The sequence below is a fragment of the Streptomyces sp. NPDC101776 genome (assembly GCF_044766845.1).
Classification (GTDB): domain Bacteria; phylum Actinomycetota; class Actinomycetes; order Streptomycetales; family Streptomycetaceae; genus Streptomyces.
Window position 1 is genome coordinate 74313 of sequence record NZ_JBIWMV010000011.1, and the last position, 21433, is coordinate 95745.

A 21433-nucleotide genomic window follows, 5' to 3' on the forward strand; every position below is an offset into this window, starting at 1 on the left:
TTCTCCATGCGGATACGCGCTGCCCTGCCCGCGCTCGCGGGCGCCGCGATACTCACCGGCACCCTGCTGAGCACTCCGGCCGAGGCCGCCGGCGGGGTCACGATCTACCACGTCTGGTTCGACAGCCCGGGCTCGGACAACCGGTCCAACACGAGCCTGAACGGCGAGTGGGTGCAGATCAAGAACACCAGCAGGTCGGCGATCTCGCTCAAGGGGTGGGTCCTCAAGGACGTCTCGAACCACCGGTACGTCTTCAAGAACATCAAGATCGGCGCCGGCAAGTACATCAAGGTGCACACCGGCAAGGGCTCGGACACCGCGTCGAACACGTACCAGGGCCGTGCCGCCTATGTCTGGAACAACACCAGCGACACGGCGACGCTGACCAGAGCGACCGGCAGCAAGGTCGACACCTGCTCCTGGACGACACGGGATCCGAGCGACAAGTACTGCTGATCCAGGGTCAGTCGATGGTCCGGTGCACATTGTCCAGCTTGCTCGGACCGGCGGAGGCGTCGGCGATCCACGGGCCCTCGCCCGACGGGTCGACGATGCCCTCCTCCAGCCATGTGTACGCGCCGCCCATGACTCCCTTGACCACCTTTCGGTCGACGGCGTCGGTGTTGGTCCACAGCCGGCCGAAGAGTTCCTCGACGCGGATGCGGGACTGTTGGCAGAAGGCGTCGGCGAGTTGGTAGGCCTCGCGGCCGTGATCGCCCTGGGTGCGCAGGAGTTCGGCCCGTACACAGACCGCGCTCATCGCGAAGAGCTCCGCGCCGATGTCGACGATCCGGCCCAGGAAAGCCTGCTTGGTCTCCATCCGGCCCTGCCAGCGGGACATGGCGTAGAAGGTGGAGCGGGCGAGCTTGCGGGCGTTTCGCTCGACGTAGCGCAGGTGCTTGGAGAGGTCGATGCCGTGGCGGAACTCGCCGTAGGTGCGCGGGAGTTGGCCGCTGCCCGCGACCAGCTTCGGGAGCCACTTGGCGTAGAAGACGCCCGCGCCGGCACCCGCTTTCGCCTTGTCGGCAAGGGACTTGTCGGGGTCGATGAGGTCACCGGCGACCTTGAGGTGGGCGTCGACGGCCTCGCGGGCGATGAGGAGGTGCATGATCTCCGTCGAGCCCTCGAAGATGCGGTTGATCCGGAGGTCGCGCAAGACCTGTTCGGCGGGGACCGCCCGTTCGCCGCGGGCCGCGAGGGACTCGGCCGTCTCGAAGCCCCGCCCGCCGCGGATCTGGACCAGCTCGTCGGCCATGAGCCAGCCCATCTCGGAGGCGAAGAGCTTGGCCAGCGCGCCCTCGATACGGATGTCGTTGCGGTCCTCGTCCGCCATCTGGCTGGAAAGGTCGAGTACGGCCTCCAGGGCGAAGGTCGTCGCCGCGATGAAGGAGATCTTCTTGCCCACGGCCTCGTGCTCGGCGATCGGCCTGCCCCACTGCTCACGGGCCGCCGACCACTCGCGGGCGATCTTCAGGCACCACTTGCCGGCCGCGACACAGGACGCGGGGAGGGAGAGACGGCCCGTGTTGAGAGTGGTGAGGGCGATCTTGAGGCCCGCGCCCTCGGGACCGATGCGGTTCGCGGCCGGGACCCGGACCTGGTGGAAGCGGGTCACGCCGTTCTCGATGCCGCGCAGGCCCATGAAGGCGTTGCGGTTCTCGACGGTGATGCCGGGCGAGTCGGTCTCCACGACGAAGGCCGTGATGCCGCCCCTGCTGTCCTTGCCGTCTTCGGGCTTCGGCACCCGGGCCATCACGACCAGCAGGTCGGCGATCACGCCGTTGGTGGTCCAGAGCTTCACGCCGTCGAGGATGTACGCGTCCCCGTCCCGCACCGCGCTGGTCGCGAGGCGGGCCGGGTCGGAGCCGACGTCCGGTTCGGTGAGCAGGAAGGCGCTGATGTCGGTGCGGGCGCAGCGGGGCAGGAACTCCGCCTTCTGCTCGTCGGTGCCGAACAGCTTCAGCGGCTGCGGTACGCCGATCGACTGGTGGGCCGAGAGCAGCACGCCGACCGCCGGGCAGGCCGAACCCGCCAGCGCCAGCGCCTTGTTGTAGTACACCTGGGTGAGGCCGAGGCCGCCGTACTTGGTGTCGATCTTCATGCCGAGGGCGCCGATCTCCTTGAGGCCGGAGATGACCCCGTCGGGGATGCGCGCCTCGCGTTCGATGCGGGCCGCGTCGATCTCCGTCTCGCAGAAGACGCGCAGCTTCGCGAGGAACTCCTCGCCGCGCCGGGCGTCCTCGTCGGCCGGGAGGGGATGGGGATGGATCAGATCGAGACGGAGCCGACCGAGGAACAGTTCCTTGGCGAAGCTGGGCTTGCGCCAGTCCTGTTCCCGGGCCGCTTCCGCCACCTGCCGGGCCTCTCGCTCGGTGACGGTGGGTTTGCTGGATGGAGCGGACATGAGGCTCACCTCGCCGCGAATCGGACCCTCGGTGCCGTGTGGTTACCGATGGGTGCTACCCGTTCGTATGTACCCGATCCGCCGCGAAGCGGCCACCCTTCGCGCGTCCGTTCAGCCGATGTCGACGGAGTACGCCTTGGTGTCGAGGCGTCCCGAGCCCTTGAAGACCTCGGTGCCGGACTCGATGCCGGAGAGGTACTTGTCGTTGCTCAGCAGCTTGCGGCGGACCAGGGCCTGGGTGAAGTCGTCGATGTTCAGGCTCGCCTTCGTGGTGTTGGTCCGGCGCACGAAGGAGTACACGTTCCAGCCGATGTTCCCCTGGTAGATGTCCCACATGGCGCCGTCGAGGCTGACGCTGCCGTACTTGGTGCCGAGCGGGCCCGCGCCGCCCTGCCGGTTGAGCCAGATCATGATCTCGTCGGTGGGCTGGTCGGCCCAGTCGGCGGTGTTCCTGGAGTGCAGCCACAGGTCGTAGGCCACGTCGAGCGTGCCGGGATTGGAGCTGAGCGTGAAGTCCCAGGTCGTCTTCACCGGCTTGCGGTCGCCGACGCGGATCGGCAGTCCGGTGGTCGCCTTGTCGGCCTTCCAGCCCCAGTGCCAGCCGAGGACGGTACTGGCATACGACTTCACGTCGGCGTCGGTGCCCTTGCTGTTGTTGGCCCAGCCGAAGGACGTACCCCACGAAATGGTGGACCCCGACCGGGAGTTGTCCCAGACGCACTGGCTGCCGGTGGCCTTGTCCTGGCCCCAGAGGTTGTTGTTCACGTAGTACTTGCCGAGCGTGACGGTGTCGAAGGCCCCGCACTTCTTGGCCGACTCGCCCGCCTGGGCGACGGTGACGCCGGCGAGGGCCGTGAGCGCGACCGCGCCCGCGGCCAGCACCTTCGCCTTCTTCGAGAGGCGGGGTCTGCGGTGTTGCATCGGGGGTCCTTCCGAGGGACGGTTCGTCTACGGCCCACCAGCGGCCGCTACGACCTCTCAGTGGCCGCCGACCCGCCCGGAGGTTGCCTTCCCTCGCGGAGAATCTCGCCGAAGCGGCCTCGGAACCGACCTCGGGGCCGACCCCGACGAGAAAGTGTCGAAGCGCTTCGACAACCTATGGACACCCACACCGCCTGAAGCTAATGTCGAACCACCCTCACTCGCCCTTGTCAGCAACGCGCACTGTCGAAGCGCTTCACAAAGCTTGGAGAGCTGGATGGTCACCCTCGCCGAGGTCGCCCAGCACGCCGGAGTCTCGGCGAGCACGGTGAGCTATGTCCTCAGCGGCAAGCGGTCCATCTCCGGAGCCACCCGGCAGCGGGTCGAGCAGAGCATCCGCGAGCTGGGCTACCACCCGAACGCGGGCGCCCGCGCCCTGGCCAGCAGCCGGTCGAACATCATCGCGCTGATGGTGCCGCTGCGCACGGACATGTACGTACCGGTGATGATGGAGATCGCCATCGCGGTGGCGACCACCGCCCGGCTGCACGGCTACGACGTGCTGCTGCTCACCGGCGAGGAGGGTCCCGACGCGGTACGCCGGGTCACCGGCAGCGGGCTCGCCGACGCGATGATCCTCATGGACGTCGAACTCGACGACGAGCGGCTGCCGTTGCTGCGCGGCACCGACCAGCCCTCCGTACTCATCGGCCTCCCCGCCGACACCACCGGACTGACCTGCGTCGACCTCGACTTCGGGGCGACCGGCGCGCTGTGCGTCGAGCACCTCGCGAAGCTGGGTCACCACGACATCGCTGTCATCGGCGAGGCGCCCGCGGTCTACGAGCGGCACACCGGTTTCGCCGAGCGCACCCTCGACGGACTCCGGTCCCGGGCAAGGGAGTTGGGCCTGCGGGTGCTGCACCGCCCGTGCGAGGGCGGGTACGACGCGATGACGACGACCCTGGCCCGGATCTTCGACGAGCGCCCCGGCACCACGGGCTTCGTCGTGCAGAACGAGTCGGCGGTCGAGCCGCTGCTCGCGCTGCTGCGCCAGCAGGGCCGGGCCGTACCGGAGGACGTGTCGGTGGTCGCGGTCTGCCCCGACCAGGTCGCCACCCAGGCCTCGGTGCGGCTGACGTCCGTCGCCATCCCCGCGCAGGAGATGGGTCGTTACGCCGTGGAGCACCTGGTGGCCAAGCTGGACGGGCGCGGCAGTGACGAAGTCGTGCTGATCGCGCCGGAGTTGACGATGCGGGCGAGTACAGGACCGGCTCCGTCCACGTCCTGAACAGCCACGTTCCACGTGCTTGTGCGGTCACCCCTGTCTGTTTTCCTCCAGGAGCACTCCTCGTGAATCAGCCTGTCGAAACCCAGCCCAAGGTCAGCCTCGCGCAGTCCTCCCCCACCGTCGGCACCTTCCGTGAGCGGGACGGCGCGCTGGAGTGGAGCGGCCGTCAGGAGACCCTGCGGATCGAAGCGTGGGGGCCCGACGCGGTCCGGGTCAGGGCCCGGCTCGGCGGTCCGCTGCTCGACGGGCTGCCGGGCGCGCTCCTGGACTCGGCGCCGCCCACCGGGGCCACCGTCAAGATCGAGGAGGGTCAAGCGACCCTGACCGTGGGCAGGTTGACGGTCGAGGTCGACGCCGAGGGCCTGGTCCGCTTCCTGCGCACCGAGGACTCGGCCGAGCTCCTCGCCGAGGCCCGCGCCCACTTCTGGTGGCCCGGCTCGCGCCTCTACACGGCGGTCGGCAACGGCCATCACCGCCTGGAGCAGCGCTTCGCCGCCTACGAGGACGAGAAGCTGTACGGCCTCGGGCAGCACCAGCACGGGCAGTTGGACCAGAAGGGGCTGGTCCTCGACCTGGTCCAGCGCAACGCCGAGGTGAGCATCCCGGTGCTCGTCTCCAGCCGCGGCTACACCCTGCTGTGGAACAACCCGGCGATCGGCCGCGTGGAGCTGGCGGGCAACGGCACACGCTGGGTGGCCGATTCGGCCCGGCAGCTCGACTACTGGATCACCGCGGGCGACCCGGCCGACGGCCAGCGCCGCTACAGCGCGGTGACGGGCCGTACGCCGATGCTGCCGGCGTGGGCGGCGGGCTTCTGGCAGTGCAAGCTGCGCTATCGCACCCAGGCCGAACTCCTCGCCGTGGCACGGGAGTACAAGCGCCGGGGCCTGCCCCTCTCGGCGATCGTCTGCGACTTCTTCCACTGGACGCATCTGGGCGACTGGAAGTTCGACCCGGCCGAGTGGCCCGACCCGGCGGCGATGGTCGCCGAACTGGCCGACATGGGCGTGAAGTTGGTGGTGAGCGTCTGGCCGTCGGTGTCCCCGCTCAGCGAGAACCACTCGCTGCTGGAACAGCGCGGCCACCTCATCGGCACCCAGTACGGCCCGATGGCCCACGCCGACTGGCCGGACAAGGGGGTCGCGTCGACCGTCCAGGTCGCCTTCTACGACGCCACGAACCCCGAGGCCCGTGCGTTCCTGTGGTCGAAGATCCGCGACAACTACCTTGTGCCGTACGGCATCACGGCCTTCTGGCTGGACGCCTGCGAGCCCGAGCTGAAGCCGGGCTTCCCGGAGAACCTGCGCTACTGGGCGGGCCCGGGCCTGGAGGTCGGCAACCTCTACCCGGCCGAGAACTCCCGCACGTTCCACGAAGGCCTGCTGGCCGAGGGCGAGTCGGAGATCATCACCCTCAACCGCTCGGCGTGGGCGGGCAGTCAGCGCCACGGCGCCGCGCTCTGGTCGGGTGACATCGGCACCGACTTCCCGACCCTGCGCCGCCAGATAGCCGCGGGCCTCAACACCGCGCTCTCCGGCATCCCTTGGTGGAACACGGACATCGGCGGCTTCCACGGCGGCGACCCGGACGACCCGGCGTACCAGGAGGTCATGGTCCGCTGGTTCCAGTTCGGCGCACTGTCCCCGCTGATGCGGCTGCACGGCTTCCGCGACCCGGGCATGCCGCTGGGCCCCGACATGACCGGCGGCCCCAACGAGGTCTGGTCGTACGGCGATCGGGCCCTGCCGATCCTGGAGAAGTACCTGCGGCTGCGCGAGCGCCTGAAGCCCTATGTGCTGGACGTGATGCGCGCCGCGCACGAGGAGGGGCTGCCGGTGATGCGGCCGCTGTTCCTGGAGTTCCCCGAGGACCCGGCGGCCTGGTCGGTGGACGACGCGTATCTCTTCGGCCCCGACCTGCTGGTCGCGCCGGTGCTCACGGCGGGCGCCACGGTCCGCACGGCCTATCTCCCGGCGGGCGTGTGGTGGACGGACGCGTGGACGGGCACGGCGTACGAGGGCGGCACGGCGGTCACGGTCGACGCGCCGCTGGACCGGATCCCGCTGTTCCTGCGGGACGGGGCGACGTTGCCGGTGGCGGAGTAGTCGAACGCGGAGGGGAGTTGGGCCTCCCCTCCGGGCCGTGACGCTTCCGTTGCGCGGAACTGTGGCCTCCGTCACAGCCGTGCCGATCTTGTTCTGCTGGACTCCTCCGATGGTCTTACGCAAGCTCGCCGGCGCGGCGGGCCTGGTCGCTTTCGCCCTGTACCTCTGGGGCCTGCTGAACATCATGGGCGCCCTGCTGGAGGTGGGGGACGGCGGCAACGACTCCTCCCCCCTGCGGCCGTGCCGCACGGCCGACTGGCAGTACGACCAACGGGTGTTGAGCGTCACCGGCTACTCGGTGGACTTCGTCCCGCTGCGGTTCGTCTGCAAGACGAAGGACGGCGGCAGCTTCGTCTCCGGCACGGTTCCCGGTTACGTCAACCCGGCCGTGTTCGGCCTCGTCCTGACCGCCCTCGGCTGCTGGGTCGCCGCCCTGGTCATGGCGCCGCCCGGCCCTCGCGGAGTGCGGGGACCGGGCGGCTGAGCGAGGTGCCGTCGTGCCGGGTGGGTCAACTACTGGTGACACTCTCGCTGTTGGTGGTGAAGGCGAGCCCGCCGGACGAGGACGTGATCTCGAAGCCGAACTGCAGGTCCCCGATGGTCACGTTGCCGAACCAGCCCTTGGTGTCCTTGATCCACTTGAGGATGGGCAGGATGTCGACCGTGCCGGAGGTCGAGTTGGAGGTGCGCAGGAACGAGAACACGTCGTTGCTGCCGTTGTTGCCCTTGTAGACGGTCCAGGTCGAACCGCCCAGCGTGAGGGTGCCCTGCGAGGTGCCGAGGGCGCCGACGGCTCCGGTCCTGTTGACCCAGAGCATGATCTCGTAGTCGTAGTTGGTGTCCCAGATGTCGTACGACGTGTTGTACGAACCGGACGACGGCACCGTGACGTTGTAGCTGCTCTTGAGCGAACCGAGCGAGGTGATCGACTTGTTGATCACCTTCTTGGCGTTGGGGTAGGACTTGATGCCGCCGGTGTTGGGGTGGTTGGCGGTGACGCCCCAGTTGGTACCGGAGTTGGCCCAGATGCACTGGCTGCCGGCGCCGGAGCCCCAGATGTTGTTGTAGAGCGTGTAGCCGTTCAGGGTCGTGGTGCCCCACTGGTCGCAGGAGCTCCAGACGGCGGCGGAGGCGGGGGCCGAGGCGAGTCCTACGGTGGCGCCGAGCGCGAGCGCGGGGGCGAGCAGCGCCATGGTGAGCCTGCGGGTGCGTGTTGCCATGGTGTCCCTTCCATGGGTGGGGGGAGGTGCGAGTGGCTACCGCGCCCCCAGGGTGAGGACGCGGTCTTCTCCGGCGACGAGGTGGAGCGGCTCCGTGCCGGAGGAAGTCCGGAGTTCGACGCGGTGCGTACGGGACGGTCTGATGAGTGCGGTGACGGTTCGGGGCGTCCAGGTCAGGTCGATCTCCGCCCCGAACCTCGTGCGGACGCCGGTGAGTTGACCGTGCGGATACGCGGCCGGCAGCGCGGGCAGCAGGACCAGCCGGTCCGGGGTGGACTGCACGAGCGCCTCGATCAGCACGCCGGGGAGGGTGTGCGCGGCGTCCGCGTTGTAGACATCGCGGTTCGGGTAGTGCGCGCTCATCAGCGAGGCGTGGAAGAAGTCGCCGTCGAGGACCTGGCCGAGGGCGTGCGCGACCCGTTCGCCGTCGCGGAGCCGGGCGGCGACGAGCGCGTGGTGGAGGTGGCCGTGCGCGGAGTCGTTCTCGGCGCCGCGGAGTTGGAGGGCACGGTGGGCGGCCGCCGCGAGTTCCGGGGTGTCGTAGGGGTTGATCTCGTCGAGCGGCCAGACGCCGTAGAGGTGGCTGAGGTGCCGGTGGTCGTAGCTGTCGTCGAGACCCGGCCAGGCCCATTCGGCCAGCGCGCCCTGGGAGTTGACCCGGTGCGGCGGCAGCCGGTCGGCGAGCGTGCGCCAGCGGTCGGCGTCGGGGCCCGGGTGGTAGTCGGCGGCGGTGTGGAGTGCGTGGCGCGCGGCCGAGAGGTCCATCGCCGCGTTGATCGCGCCCCAACTGGCGTTCGCGGGGCGGTTCTCGGGTGAGTAGGAGGGGACGACGGCGAGTCGGCCCTCCGTATCCGTGCGGGTCAGGAAGTCCTCGTAGAACAGGGCGACTTCGGCCAGCGCGGCGGCGGTGCGGGGGTCGCGTGCGCCGCGCGTCTCGTCGTGGTCGACGAGTGGCTTGAGCAGCCAGTCGGCCCCGGCGGTCCACAGGTGCAGCGGGTACTCACGGCTGAAGTGGTACGACAGCCCGGACTCGCCGTCGGTGTGCGCGGGGGCGACGACACCCCGGGCGCCGAAGACGGCACGGGCGTTCTCCCGCCAGTCGTGGAGTTGACGGTGGATCAGGGAGGCGAGGGAGTCGGCGACTTCGGGGAGGGCCGCGCTCGCGGCGGAGGCGGTCTGGAGGTTGAGGTTCGCGTCGTTGGTGAACGCCCCGGACCAGGCAGTGTTCCAGTCGCCGGTCCACAGGCCGGTGAGACGGGGTGGGAGCAGGCCGCTGGCGGAGAGGAGGTGATAGCGGCCGGCGGCGAAGAGCCGTTCGAGGAGGGCGGGGCTGCGGGTGCGCTTCAGCAACTCCGAGCCGGGGAGGGCGCGTTCGGCGACGCCGGCGTCACGGTCGTTGTCGGCGTCGTCAGCTTTGCCCGCGCGGAGATCGAGGGTGACGCGGGTGTAGGCCGTGCGGTGGAGAGCGAGGTGCCGGTCGAGGAGGGCGTCGAAGGGCTGCTGGTCAGCGAGCAACTCCCGTAGGGCACGCGTCTCCGCTACGACGTCCAGCTCGCCCGTGTGGCGTCGGACTCGGGTGAGGAGCAGGACGTCGGTGGCCCCGGCGACGCGAACTCCCGGCGAGGTGAGCCGTGTTGATCCGCCGGTGACTACGGCCAAGGTGACCCCGGTGTACGCGCGATCGCTGTCGGGATAGCGGACGCGGAGGGTGAGGACGGCGCCGTCGGGGGTGAGGAGGGTGCCGTGGCCGACACCCAACCCGGCAGGACCGCCCGGGAGTTGATGGTCCGGGGCGAGGTCGAGCGTGAGGTCGGGGGCCGTGACGTGCTGGACGATCACGTCGTCGGCGCGGGAGACGAAGACGCGGCTGCGCCAGCCCTCGCTGTGGGCGGTGACCTCGCCGGTGGCGAAGTCGACGGATCGGCGGTAGTCGCTCCCCGTCTCGCCGGCCGGCCTGCGCAGCCGTAGCTGGAAGGCCGGGTGGAAGGGCTGCACCCACTGGAGCGGGCGGCCGTCGGTGAACTCCTCGGCGGCGGTGAGGTCACCGGCGAGCAACCGGTCCTGGAGTGCGGGGAGTTCGGCGGCCAGGCGGGGAGGCCGGGCGTGTTCGGCGCCGTTCGGGCGGACGAGGGTGTGATGGGTGACGATGACACGGTCATCGCTCGGATCGCCGAACACCAGGACGCCGTGGTGGCCGTTGCCGCTGAGGTAGGCGTCCTCCCAGCGGGTTGCCGGGAGGGGTTCCCAGGTGCCGTGCGTGGGACCGCCGGGCCCCGTATCGCCTGTCATGGTCGCAGCACCGCCACGCCGTAGCGGCCGAGGGTGATCTCGCCCTCGACGGTCACTCCGGTGAGCAAGTCACGGTGACTTCCCGGGAGTTCGACGGTGACCGGGTCGCGCCCGTGGTTGAGCAGGAACAGCGACTCCCCGCGCCGTACGGCCTCGACGCCCGGGGGAACCCCGTCGAGGACCGGACGGACGCCCGCGCCGTCGGCGATCCGGGCGAGCAGGGCGCGCAGCGCGTGCGGCTCCGGGAGCGTCGAGACGTACCAGGAACGGCCCGTGCGCAGGACGGCGGGGAGGCCGTCCAACTCGCCGCCCTTGTAAGGGATCGCCTCGTCGACGGTGTCCTCCTCGGGCTCGATCTCCTCCGACCAGAGCGTCCCGCGGAAGCCCTCGCACTCGACGGTCTCCCCCGCGTCCAGCGGCCACCACTCGTGCAGGGTGCGGATGCCGAACAGTTCGCGGAGGCGGCCGTCCATACCGCCGGGGCGTACCCGGTCGTCCTCGTCGGCGATGCCGGTGAGGAAGCCGGAGACGAGGGTGCCGCCGCCACGGACGTACGCGAGGAGGTTGTCGATCGCGGTGTCCGTGAGGAGGTAGAGCTGCGGAACGATCACCAACTTGTAGGCGGACAGGTCGCGTTCGGGGTGGGCGAAGTCGGTGGTGAGGTGGGACTCCCACAGGGCGCGGTGCCAGGCACGGACGACTTCGGGAAGGTCGACCTCGGTGGAGAGCCGACCGTCCTGCGCGCCGGCCCACCAGGCGTGCCAGTCATGCAGAATCGCGATGTCCGACGTGATGTGACTGTCCGCCACTTCCCCGCCCACGCGGGCGAGTTCGGCGCCGAGCTGCTTCACCTCCTGGAAGGTGCGGCCCCGCTCCCCCGCGTGACTGAGCATCCCGGAGTGGAACTTCTCGGCGCCCTGCCGGGACTGACGCCACTGGAAGTAGCAGACGGCGTCGGCGCCGCGGGCCACGGCCTGGAGGGACCAGAGGCGGTTGAGGCCGCGGGGCTTCGGGTGGTTCACACCGCGCCAGTTGACCGGTCCGGCCGCCTGTTCCATGAGCATCCAGGGGCCGCGCGCCTGGGAGCGGGTCAAGTCCTGTATCAGGGCGGCACTTTGGGCGGCCAGCGGATCGCGCGGATCGGGATAGAGGTCGACCGAGACGACGTCCTCCTCCTCGGACCAGCGCCAGCCGTCCTGCCCCACCCACAGCGGCATGAAGTTGGTGGTGACCGGGAGGTGCGGGGTGTGCCGGCGGACGATGTCGCGCTCGGCGGTGTAGCACTCCAGGAGCATGTCGGAGGTGAAGCGCCGGAAGTCGAGCACGTGGGTGGGGTTGTTGAGGTAATGGGCGTGACGCGGCGGCAGGACGCCGTCCCAGGTGTCGTAGCCCTGGCTCCAGAATGCCGTGCCCCAGGCCGAGTTGAGGGCGTCGAGCGTGCCGTATCGCGCACGCAGCCAGCGGCGGAAGGCGACGGCGGCCTCGTCGCCGTAGTCGAAGGTGCAGTACTCGTTGTTGATGTGCCACATCGTGAGGGCGGGGTGGCCGGCGTAACGGGCGGCCAGGGCCTCGGTGATGGCGGCGGCGTGGTGGCGGTAGACGGCGCTGGAGTGGGAGAAGTGCTGCCGTCCGCCCCACCACTCGATACGACCCTCCGCGTCACGCGGCAGCGTCTCCGGGTGGAGGCGCCCCAGCCACGGCGGCGGGGAGGAGGTGGGGGTTGCGAGCACGACCCCGATCCCGCCCGCGTGCATGAGGCCCATCAGCCGGTCGAGCCAGCCGAACTCCCGTGCTCCCGGCTCGGGTTCGAGCTTGGCCCAGGAGAAGACGCCGAGGGTGACGGAGTTGACGCCGGCGTCCCGCATCAGCCGGACGTCCTCGGCCCAGGTCTCCTCGGGCCACTGTTCGGGGTTGTAGTCACCGCCGAAGAGGATGCGCCCACGGGTGGTGTCGCTGAGCTGAGGCATCAGACGCGCTCCCCGTACTGGATGCCGCGCCCGTTGGTGGCGAGGTACACACGGCCGTAGACGCGCGGGTCACCGACGATGCACTGTCCGGTCCAACCCCACTGCTGCCGGTCGTCGTTGACGCGCACCCAGGTCTTCGCCTCGTCGTCGGAGCGGTAGACGGCGGTGATGGTCTCGGTCGAGCCGACCTGGTAGATCGCCGGATAGTCGGCGCCGGGGGCGGGCCTGCCGAAGCCGAGGGTGTAGGAGGCCCAGCAACTGGCGACCTTGCTGAAGCTCGCACCACCGTCGACGGACCGGTAGAGGCCGTTCCACTTGACGCTCAGCCACAGGTCACCGGAGCGCCCAGGCGCTGCGACCAGCTGGAACTGGCTGTCCCCGGCGGGCAGCCCACCCGCACGCGCAGTGAACGAAAGGCCACTGTCAGTGCTGGCGTATAGCGTTCCTGTGTCGGTGTCGTATGTGTAGAAGAGCGTCGGGTCGGCCGGGTCGGCGACCGGCGTGGCGCCCTTCGGGAAGGAGGAGACCTCGGACCAGGTCGCGCCGTTGTCCGCCGAGCGGTGGGCCGCGTACTTCGTGCCGTCCCAGTGCACGAAGGACCACAGCAGCGTACTGCCGTCGGCGCTGGTGGCGATCGGCCCCGGTGCGTCGTGGGCGAGGGAGGGCTGGGCAGCGAAGGGCGCCCAGGTCCGGCCGCCGTCGCCCGAGTAGGCACCGTTGCCGTTGTCGCCCCAGCCCGTGCGGACGACGTACGACGGCCTGCCCGCGGCCTGCGCGATCCCGGTCGCCGACCCGAACACGGGGTTCGTCGCCATGCCGCGCGACGGAGACGCCGTGAGCCGCTCGTGGTACATCACCCCGATGTCCCGCGAGGCGCTGATCAGGTGCGCCTCCCCGACCGGGGGCGAGATCAGCTGGATCACGGACGTCTCCTCCAGGCCACGGATCCGCGGTGCCCAGTGGGTGAGGTCACGCGTGCCGAAGAGCGTGGCGCCGGTGCCGTAGAGGACATGCTTCGAGTCGTACGGGTCGACGGCGACGGCCTGGATCCACCAGCCGAACTTCGGCTGATCCGCACCCCACTTGAGGAAAGGAGTCTCGGACACGTCGAAGACAGCGGTGTCCTTGAGGGAGGTCCAGGTACGGCCGCCGTCGGTGGTCCGGTACAGGGTGTCGACGGCCGCCCAGCGGTTGTTGGTGGAGACTACGACGGTTCCCGCGCGGCGGGCGTCGACGGCGACCCCGCCATAACCGAAGGAGTCGCTGCCACCGGGCTGGACCGGGGTGACGTCCGCCCAACGACCGGTGACGGTAGCCACCTTGTGCACGCTGCCGGCGGACTGCCCATTGGGCCCGGGCGCGTCGGCGTACGTCACATACAGCTCGCGCGCGTGACGGTCGTAGGCGGCACGGATCGGGACCTTGGCGGAGGTGCCGGTGGGCTGACCGGGTACGGCCGTCCACGTGGTGCCGTCGGTGGTGCGGTAGAGGTTGACGGCGCTCGCGCTGCCGTCGCCGTCACCCCACCCGGCATAAACGGCACGGCCGGCGGCGACGAGGAAGGTGACGCCCTGGCCGGACGCGCTCGCGGTAGCGGGGAAGCCGCTGACGGCTGCCCAAGTGGCGCCCCGATCGGCCGACTTGAGCAGCCCGTCGTGCCGGGTGCCGAGCCACAGGGTGTCACTGTCACGCGGATCGACGAGCAGCCGCTCTCCGGTGCCGCGCCCGTCCTCGTTGCCACCGACCTTCACGGTGAGGTCGGTGCGGGTCCAGGTGGTGCCTCGGTCCTCGGAACGGAGTACCGCACCATTGCCGGCCCAGGACTGCGCGTACGTACCGACGGCGAGGTACAGCCGGTTCGGATGCACCGGATCGACGGCGAGGGCCTCCACCCCGAGCAGATTCCAGTCGTCCCAGCCGAGTTGGTCGGTGAGGGGGGTCCAGCGGGCGGTCCGGTCGTCCCAGCGGTAGGCGCCGCCGATATCGGTACGGGCGTAGGCGAGACCGGGGACGGCGGGATGGAACAACACTCCGGTGACGAATCCGGTGCCACCGATTACGGCGTTGCGCCAGCGGTAGGAGGAGCTGACGGTGTCAAGTTCCCCTGCGTGCGCCTTCGTTGTGAGTGCCGGCAAGCCGGTGAGGGCGGCGACGGCTGCGGTACTGGCGAGAACGACACGCCGACTCGGGCGGGACGCACGCATGAGACATACCTCGCTCTATGAGATGGGGTGAGGAGTCCTACCTAAGGGGCGCGGGGAACTGCGCGACCAGCCCCAACGCGCCCGCAGACAAAAACGAATCAGCCCTTAACGGCACCCGTCAGCATCCCCTTCTTAAAATGCCGCTGCACAAACGGCGAAAGCACAGCCACCGGCAACAAAGCCATCACCATGACCGCCATCTGCACAGCCAGCCCCGACAACTCCCCCGTCTTGATCGCCTGCCCCAGCCCCACGGGAGCCTCCTGCTTCTGTACCAGCTGAATCATGACGTTCTGCAACGGCATCATGTCCTGGTCATTCAGATACAGAGACGCGTTGAACCAGGCACTCCAGTACCCCACGGCATAAAACAGCGTGATAACCGCCAGCACCGCACGGGACAACGGCATCACGATCTGCCACAGAATCCGGAAATCACCGGCTCCGTCGATCCGCGCACTGTCGGTGAGTTCCTGCGAGATCCCCATGAAGAACCCGCGCAGCACAAGGATGTTGAAGACGCTGAGCGCACTCGGCAGGATCAGCGCGAGATAGCTGTCGGTGAGGCCGAGCGACTGCACCAGCAGGTACGTGGGAATGAGCCCGGCGCTGAAGAACATCGTGGCGAGCATCATCATCAGGATCCACCGATGCCCGAGCGACCCGATACGCGAGAGGCCGTAGGCGCAGAGAACAGACACGGCCATGGAGAACGCCGTGCCGACGACGGTGATGAGGACGCTGATGACCGCCGCGCGGGTGACCTGGCCACCGCTGAGGAGTTCCTTGTAGGCGATGAAGGTGATGCCCTTGGGCACCATGACAAGCCCGCCGGCCTGGTCGATGGTCTTGCGTGAGGAGAGGCTGGTGACGAGGACGATCCACAGCGGGAAGAGAATGGCGAAGCAGGCAAGGGTGAGGACGAGCCCCTTGCCCGCGAGGCCGGCCCTGCCGGGTTCCTCCTCCCAGGTGGGACGAGGCGGCGCGGCCCAACGACCGGGCTGTCGTGGGGACTTGGTGGCCTTGACGGCTTTGACGGGTTTTTCGATGACGGCGGTCACTTCTTGTACACCCCCTGCTCGCCCATGAGGTGGGCCACTTTGTTCGCGGCGAGGACCAGGCCGAGGCTGATCACGCCCTTGACGAGTCCGGCGGCGGCCGCGTAGCCGAAGTCCTGGTTGCGGACGCCGTTCCACCAGACGAAGGTGTCGAGGACCTCCGCCGCTCCCGGTCCCACGGCGTCGCGTTGGAGCAGGATCTGTTCGAAGCCGACCGTCAGCGCGTCACCGACGCGCAGCACGAGCAGCAGCGCGATCACCGGCCGCAGCGCGGGCAGCGTGACGTGCCACATGCGGCGCCAGCGCCCGGCGCCGTCCATCGCGGCGGCCTCGTAGAGGTCGGGACTGACGGAGGACAGCGCGGCGAGGAAGACGATGATCCCCCAGCCCGCGTCCTTCCACACGCTCTGCGCGGTGATCAGGAACTTGAACGTGTTCGGGTCGGTCATGACGTCGAGGCCGTCGAAGCCGTGTTGCCGCAGGAGTTGCGAGAACAGGCCCGCCCCGCCCAGCAGTTGCTGGAAGACGGCGATGACCAGCACCCAGGAGAAGAAGTGCGGGAGGTAGAGGATGGCCTGCGACAGCGCCCTGACCCGGGGCCTGACCACGCTGTTGATGAGCAGCGCGAGCAGGATCGGGATCGGGAAGAACAGGATCAGCTGGAGGAAGAACAGGACCAGCGTGTTCTGTACGGCGCTCCAGAAGGAGGAGTCCGCGAAGATCTGCTGGAAGTTCTCCACGCCGACCCAGGGGCTGTGCAGCATCGAGACGATGCCGTTGTCGCTGACGTAGGGGTCGTAGTCCTCGAAGGCGACGATGTTGCCGAGGATCGGCAGGTAGTTGAAGACCAGGATGAGCAGGACGGCCGGCAGGGTCATCAGGAGCAGGACGCGGTCGCGTCTGAACCTGAGCCGCAGGCTCACCTTCGCCTTGGGCTGGTTGTGCTGGGAACCCTTGATGTCGCCGGACGCCACCGGGGTCCCGCCCGTCGTGTCGGCCTCGGTCCTGCTCCGAGGCACCGTGCTGTGGGACACGGCCGTTCTCCTTGCCTCGGTACCCGGTCAGCTCGTCGCGGTGCCGTTGTCGTCGAGCAACTTCTGGTACCAGGCGCGGAGTTGGTCGCCACCCTTGCTCTTCCAGTCCGACACGGCCTGCTGCATGTCGCTGATCTTCTTGCGGCCGCGGGTGATGTCGTCCTCCAACTGCTCGAAGTCGTTGGAGAGGTTGGTGTAGCGGCTCGGTTCGGTGATCTGCTGGCCGTAGAAGCTCGACTTCTTTGTGAAGGCGCCCATCCGCTGCTGCCACTCGACCTGCGCCTTCGCCACCTCGGGGAAGTCCGGGTGGGCGATGGTGGAGGCGGGGCTGGCGACCATGACGTAGGCGTTGATGACCTCGTTGTTGCCCTGGTCGGTCTTGGTGGGCACACCGTCCTTGACGGTGTAATGGGTGCCCTCCACGCCGTAGTTGGTGAGCATGTACTCCTTGGTGCCGTACGGCGCGGCGGTGACGTTGGCGACGGCCAGCGCGTCATGGATCACGGACTCGGAGGCCTTCTTGCTGATGAAGGCGAAGATGCCGGCCGGTTCACCGGCCCAGAGGGTCGGGGCGCCGCCCGCGTGGCCGAAGATGTCCATGCCCCAGATCTTGTAGTCCGGGTTCTGGGTGGCCTGTTCGGCGGTGCGGCTCCACCACTGCGAGATGTCCTGGTTGTAGATGAGGAACTCGCCGGCGGCGAACTTGGGGCCCGGGTCGGTGGCCGCGCTCTTGCCCAACTTGGCGTCGGGGTGCACGTATCCGGCGGCGAACAGCTTGCGGGTCCACTCCAGCGCTTCGAGGTACTCCTGGGTCTCGATGCGGTTGACCAGCTTGCCGTCGACGAGGTTCCAGCCGAGGGACTTCTCGCTGCCGGAGAGCACGCCCCAGGCATTGAACGCGGTCCACTTCATGTCCAGGCAGGCCCAGCGCTTGGCCTTGGCGTTGGTGATCTCCTTGGCCAGGGCCATGAACTCGTCGGCGGAGGTGGGGACTTCGTACCCCTCCTTGTCGAAGATGTCCTTGCGGTAGAGCGGCACGATGTTGGGCACGTACGAGGACGGCATCGGCAGTCCGCGCAACTTGCCGCCGAAGATGCAGCGTTGCCAGGCGTCGGACGGGATCGCGGCGAGGTTCGGGTAGTCCTTGACCTTGTCGCCGGAGAGGTAGGGGCCGAGGTCGGCGAACTTGCCGATGATGGCGCTGGGTATCTTGCCGCCCATGTTCCAGCCGGGGACGACCACGATGTCCGGGAGGTCGCTGGAGGCGAGGACCGCGCCGAGCTTCTGGTCGTAGGTGTTGCCGTCCTGGTTCTGCCAGGCCACGTCGACGCCGATCAGCGCGTTCATCGCCTTGTAGTAGGCGTTGTCGCTCTTCGGCGGGGAGCCCCAGAACGGCGACATGATGGAGACCTTGCCGCCCTTGCCGAGCTGCTTCGGCACCGAGGTCTTCAGGCCGGCGAGGTCGAGCTTGCTGGTGAAGCCGACCGAGGAGCCGTTCTTGGAGGCGATGTCCGGGGTCACCACATTGCCGGCGACGAAGGCCGGCAGCAGCTTCTTGACTCCCTTGCCCTCCGAACTGCCCCCGCCCGAACCGCTGTCCGAGGCGCCGCAGGCGGAGAGCAGCGGTACCCCTCCCGCCACCGCTGCGGCGACGACCGCCGTGGAGGCGAGGAAGCTTCTCCGGCTGGGAGCGGAGGCGGCGGAGGCGTTCGGCGTCATTGCGTCAACCCTTCATGGCGCACCAGGACACCCGGCGGTGGAGCCGTCGGCTGCGGTGTCTTGAGTGGAACAGAGCACTTAGTCGAAGCGCTTCGATGTTGCTGCGAGGTTAAGTGAACACCCAAGGGTGCACAAGGGTCGCTCCCAAGATTCCTCCGAGGTGTGTGAGGTGACCTGTCCGTATGCGCTGCTTGAAATTACGGTGAAGGTCTCTTGACACCCGGCGTTCGTCGAATCAGCATCGAAGCGCTTCGAAAGCGCCGCGCCGCTCCATCGCAAGGGGAACCCCACGTGACCGCACAAACGCCGCCTACGCCGCCTTTCCGCGATCCGCACCTGCCGTTCGCGAAGCGCATCGACGATCTGCTGGCACGGCTCACCCCCGACGAGAAGATCGGATTTCTGCACCAGTACGCGCCCGCCGTGGACCGTCTGGGCGTCGCCGCGTTCCGCACCGGCCAGGAGGCCCTGCACGGCGTCGCGTGGATGGGCCCGGCGACGGTCTTCCCGCAGGCTGTGGGCCTGGGCGCGACCTGGAACGAGGAGCTTCTGCGGCGGGTCGGCGACGCGGTGTCCAAGGAGGTCCGCGCGATGCGCGCCCGCGACGACCGCGTCGGCCTCAACGTGTGGTCCCCCACGGTGAACCTGCTGCGCCACCCGCTGTGGGGCCGTAACGAGGAGGGCTACTCGGAGGATCCGAAACTGACCTCGGCGATCGCCACCGCGTACACGCGCGGCCTGCGCGGCGACCACCCGACGTACTGGCGCACCGCGCCCGTCCTCAAGCACTGGCTGGCGCACAACAACGAGACGGGCCGCGACGTCTCGTCGTCCTCCGTCCGCCCGCGCGTGCTGCACGAGTACGACCTGCGGGCGTTCCGCGAGACGGTCGAGGCGGGCGCGGTGGCCGGGGTGATGCCCGCGTACAACCTGGTCAACGGCCGCCCCAACCACGTCTCGCCGTATCTGCGCGAGCACCTGCGCACCTGGACCGACGAGGACCTGCTGGTCTGCTCGGACGCGGGCGCGCCCTCCAACCTGGTCGACTCCGAGCACTACTTCGACACCCACGAGGAGGCGACGGCGGCCTCGCTGCTCTCCGGTGTGGACAGCTTCACCGACCACGGCACGGACGGCTCGACGATCGTGGCGCGCGTCCAAGGCGCCCTTGACCAGGGCCTGTTGACGGAGGCGGACCTCGACGCGGCGGTTCGCCGGCAGCTCTCGGTCCGGTTCCGGCTCGGCGAGTTCGACCCGGCGCACGACCCGCACGCGGACATCGAGGACTTCGACACCCCGGCACACCGGGCCCTGGCCCAGGAGGCCGCCGAACAGGCGGTCGTCCTCCTCAAGAACGCCGACGACCTGCTGCCCCTCGCCCACGACACCCGTCTCGCCGTGGTCGGTCTGCTCGCCGACGAGTGCAAACTCGACTGGTACAGCGGCACGTTGATCCACCGCTCCACTCCGCTGGAGGGCCTGTACGAGCGGTTCGGCGCCGAGCGCGTCGAGTTCGCGGAGGGCGTGGACCGGGTCAGGCTGAAGACCTCCCAAGGCGCCTACCTGTACGTCCCGTTGGCGGACGTACCCGACGAAGTACGCGGCGCCGAGGGCGCGCTGGACCCCGCCCTCCTCGCGGGCCGCACCGACCTCCCGCCGCTCACCACCGACCCCACCGGCACCGAACTCGCCCTCGTCGACTGGGGCGAGGGCATCCTCACCCTCCGCGCCCCCGACGGCCGTTACCTCTCGGTCGCCGAGGACGGCTACGTGCGCGCCGCCGCCGACCAGCCCGGCGGCTGGGTCGTCCAGGAGACATTCCGCCTGGAACCCCATGAGAACGGTCACCTCCTGCTGCACATCGGTACGGGTCGCCACGTCTCTGTCGCCGCCGACGGCGTGAAGGTTGCCGAGGAGGACGGGGAAGTTTTCGAGCTGCTGGTCGCCGAGCGCGGCGAGGACGCGGTGGCCCGGGTCGCGGAGGCGGCCGACGTGGTGCTCGTCGTCGCGGGCAACGACCCGCACATCAACGGCCGCGAGACCGAGGACCGTACGACACTCCAACTCCCCGCCCACCAGCGGCGCCTGCTGCGCGCGGCCCGCGCCGCGAACCCGAACACGGTCCTGGCGCTGGTCTCCGCGTACCCGTACACGGTCGACCCGGCCGACCTCCCCGGCCTCCCCGCGATCCTGTGGACGGCCCACGGCGGCCAGGCGGCGGGCACCGCCCTGGCCCGCGTCATCGCGGGCGACGTCTCCCCGGCGGGCCGCCTCCCCCAGACCTGGTACGCGGCCGACTCCGATCTGCCCGACCTCCTCGACTACGACGTGATCGGCGGCCGACAGACGTACCTGTACTTCGAGGGCACACCCCTGTTCCCGTTCGGCCACGGCCTGTCGTACGCGTCCTTCTCCTACGGCGACCTGAGCGCGCGGGTCGAACTCGGCGCGGTACAGGTGGAGTTCACGGTCACCAACACGGGGGACGTGACGGCCGACGAGGTCGCGCAGTTGTACACGCGCGCCGCCGACCCTTCGGTCCCGCGCCCGCGCCGCGAACTGGCCGCGCACCGGCGCGTGACCCTCGCCCCGGGCGAGACGGCGGACCTCTCCTTCGAACTCCCTCTCTCCGCCTTCGAGTTCTGGGACGTGGCCCGGGGTGGCCACCGCCTCGAACCGGGCGCCTACGACCTCCTCGTCGGCGCGTCCAGCGAGGACATCCGGGTGCGGACGACGGTGACGCTCGCCGGTGAACCCGCCGCACCCCGGACCGTCCTCCAACAGGGCCTGGCGGCGGCCGACTTCGACGAGCAGTCGGGCGGCGAGATCGTCGACCGGACGAAGGTGACGGGCGACGCGGTGACCCCGGCGGGCGGCGGCACGGCCGAACTGGTCTACCGGCACTGCGACTTCGGCGCCGGCGTCACGGAGGTGACCGTGGAGGTGGCGGGCGAGGGAGTCGTAGAACTGTCCCTGGACGGCGGCCCGACCCTCGCCCAACTCGCCCTGCCCGCGCCCACATCCGGGCCGTACGACTACACCACGCTCGTGGCCGGGATCGTCGCCGAGGGCGTGCACGACGTGCACATCGGGCTGCGTGGTTCGTTGCGGCTCGCGCACGTCGGCTTCTCCGGCTGAGGGTCCGGGGAAGGCCGACGCCGGTCCGGGGAACCGGCAGCAAAGTAGGGGCCCGGCACCGGAAGGCATCGGTGCCGGGCCCC

14 protein-coding genes are annotated in these 21433 nt (G+C 69.4%); 5 read left to right on the forward strand and 9 right to left on the reverse strand.

Features of this window, described 5'->3' with window-relative positions:
• The first annotated feature begins 6 nt into the window (after positions 1 to 6).
• On the forward strand, positions 7 to 456 hold the full coding sequence (locus tag ACIRRY_RS30055) for a lamin tail domain-containing protein (protein ID WP_200678272.1): 450 nt from the start codon (positions 7 to 9) through the stop codon (positions 454 to 456).
• A gap of 7 nt (positions 457 to 463) precedes the next feature.
• On the opposite strand, the gene ACIRRY_RS30060 is transcribed toward ACIRRY_RS30055, so the two are convergent.
• Positions 464 to 2404 (reverse strand): acyl-CoA dehydrogenase family protein, encoded by a 1941-nt coding sequence (locus tag ACIRRY_RS30060; RefSeq protein WP_403978531.1) that lies wholly within the window; start codon positions 2402 to 2404, stop codon positions 464 to 466.
• 111 nt (positions 2405 to 2515) lie between these two features.
• The gene (locus ACIRRY_RS30065) at positions 2516 to 3325 is read right to left on the reverse strand and encodes an endo-1,4-beta-glucanase (protein WP_403978534.1); all 810 of its coding nucleotides are present in this window, start codon (positions 3323 to 3325) and stop codon (positions 2516 to 2518) included.
• Between the two features lie 277 nt (positions 3326 to 3602).
• Here ACIRRY_RS30065 and ACIRRY_RS30070 point away from each other — a divergent pair, with 277 nt between their 5' ends.
• The 3 genes from ACIRRY_RS30070 to ACIRRY_RS30080 all read left to right on the forward strand — a co-directional run bounded on the left by ACIRRY_RS30070 (position 3603) and on the right by ACIRRY_RS30080 (position 7205).
• Positions 3603 to 4616 carry a LacI family DNA-binding transcriptional regulator gene (locus ACIRRY_RS30070; protein WP_403978536.1) on the forward strand — a complete coding sequence of 338 codons (1014 nt, stop codon included), beginning with the start codon at positions 3603 to 3605 and terminating at the stop codon, positions 4614 to 4616.
• 62 nt (positions 4617 to 4678) lie between these two features.
• Positions 4679 to 6721 (forward strand): TIM-barrel domain-containing protein, encoded by a 2043-nt coding sequence (locus ACIRRY_RS30075; RefSeq protein ID WP_403978539.1) that lies wholly within the window; start codon positions 4679 to 4681, stop codon positions 6719 to 6721.
• Positions 6722 to 6830: 109 nt separating this feature from the next.
• Positions 6831 to 7205, forward strand: coding sequence for a hypothetical protein (locus ACIRRY_RS30080; protein ID WP_403978542.1), 375 nt, complete (start codon positions 6831 to 6833; stop codon positions 7203 to 7205).
• 25 nt (positions 7206 to 7230) lie between these two features.
• Here ACIRRY_RS30080 and ACIRRY_RS30085 read toward each other — a convergent pair whose 3' ends face one another.
• The 7 genes from ACIRRY_RS30085 to ACIRRY_RS30115 all read right to left on the reverse strand — a co-directional run bounded on the left by ACIRRY_RS30085 (position 7231) and on the right by ACIRRY_RS30115 (position 18212).
• Complete coding sequence (locus ACIRRY_RS30085) at positions 7231 to 7941, reverse strand: hypothetical protein (RefSeq protein ID WP_403978544.1); 711 nt, start codon at positions 7939 to 7941, stop codon at positions 7231 to 7233.
• A 36-nt stretch (positions 7942 to 7977) separates the two neighbouring features.
• Positions 7978 to 10230, reverse strand: a complete 2253-nt coding sequence (locus tag ACIRRY_RS30090; protein WP_403978546.1) for a glycosyl hydrolase family 95 catalytic domain-containing protein — start codon at positions 10228 to 10230, stop codon at positions 7978 to 7980.
• A complete protein-coding gene (locus tag ACIRRY_RS30095) occupies positions 10227 to 12197 on the reverse strand; it encodes a beta-galactosidase (RefSeq protein WP_403978549.1) in 1971 nt (656 codons plus the stop codon). Before ACIRRY_RS30095 ends, ACIRRY_RS30090 begins: the two co-directional genes overlap by 4 nt.
• Positions 12197 to 14401 carry a 1,4-beta-glucanase gene (locus ACIRRY_RS30100; RefSeq protein WP_403978552.1) on the reverse strand — a complete coding sequence of 735 codons (2205 nt, stop codon included), beginning with the start codon at positions 14399 to 14401 and terminating at the stop codon, positions 12197 to 12199. The genes ACIRRY_RS30095 and ACIRRY_RS30100 overlap by 1 nt, the downstream gene beginning before the upstream one ends.
• A 98-nt stretch (positions 14402 to 14499) precedes the next feature.
• A complete protein-coding gene (locus tag ACIRRY_RS30105; protein WP_403978555.1) occupies positions 14500 to 15462 on the reverse strand; it encodes a carbohydrate ABC transporter permease in 963 nt (320 codons plus the stop codon).
• Entirely contained in the window at positions 15459 to 16493 is a 1035-nt protein-coding gene (locus ACIRRY_RS30110) for an ABC transporter permease (protein WP_403978558.1), read from the reverse strand. Before ACIRRY_RS30110 ends, ACIRRY_RS30105 begins: the two co-directional genes overlap by 4 nt.
• Positions 16494 to 16520: 27 nt before the next feature.
• On the reverse strand, positions 16521 to 18212 hold the full coding sequence (locus tag ACIRRY_RS30115; RefSeq protein WP_403978561.1) for an extracellular solute-binding protein: 1692 nt from the start codon (positions 18210 to 18212) through the stop codon (positions 16521 to 16523).
• A gap of 291 nt (positions 18213 to 18503) precedes the next feature.
• Here ACIRRY_RS30115 and ACIRRY_RS30120 point away from each other — a divergent pair, with 291 nt between their 5' ends.
• Positions 18504 to 21350: a glycoside hydrolase family 3 C-terminal domain-containing protein gene (locus ACIRRY_RS30120; protein WP_403978563.1), complete on the forward strand. Its 2847-nt coding sequence runs from the start codon at positions 18504 to 18506 to the stop codon at positions 21348 to 21350.
• The last annotated feature ends 83 nt before the right edge of the window (positions 21351 to 21433 follow it).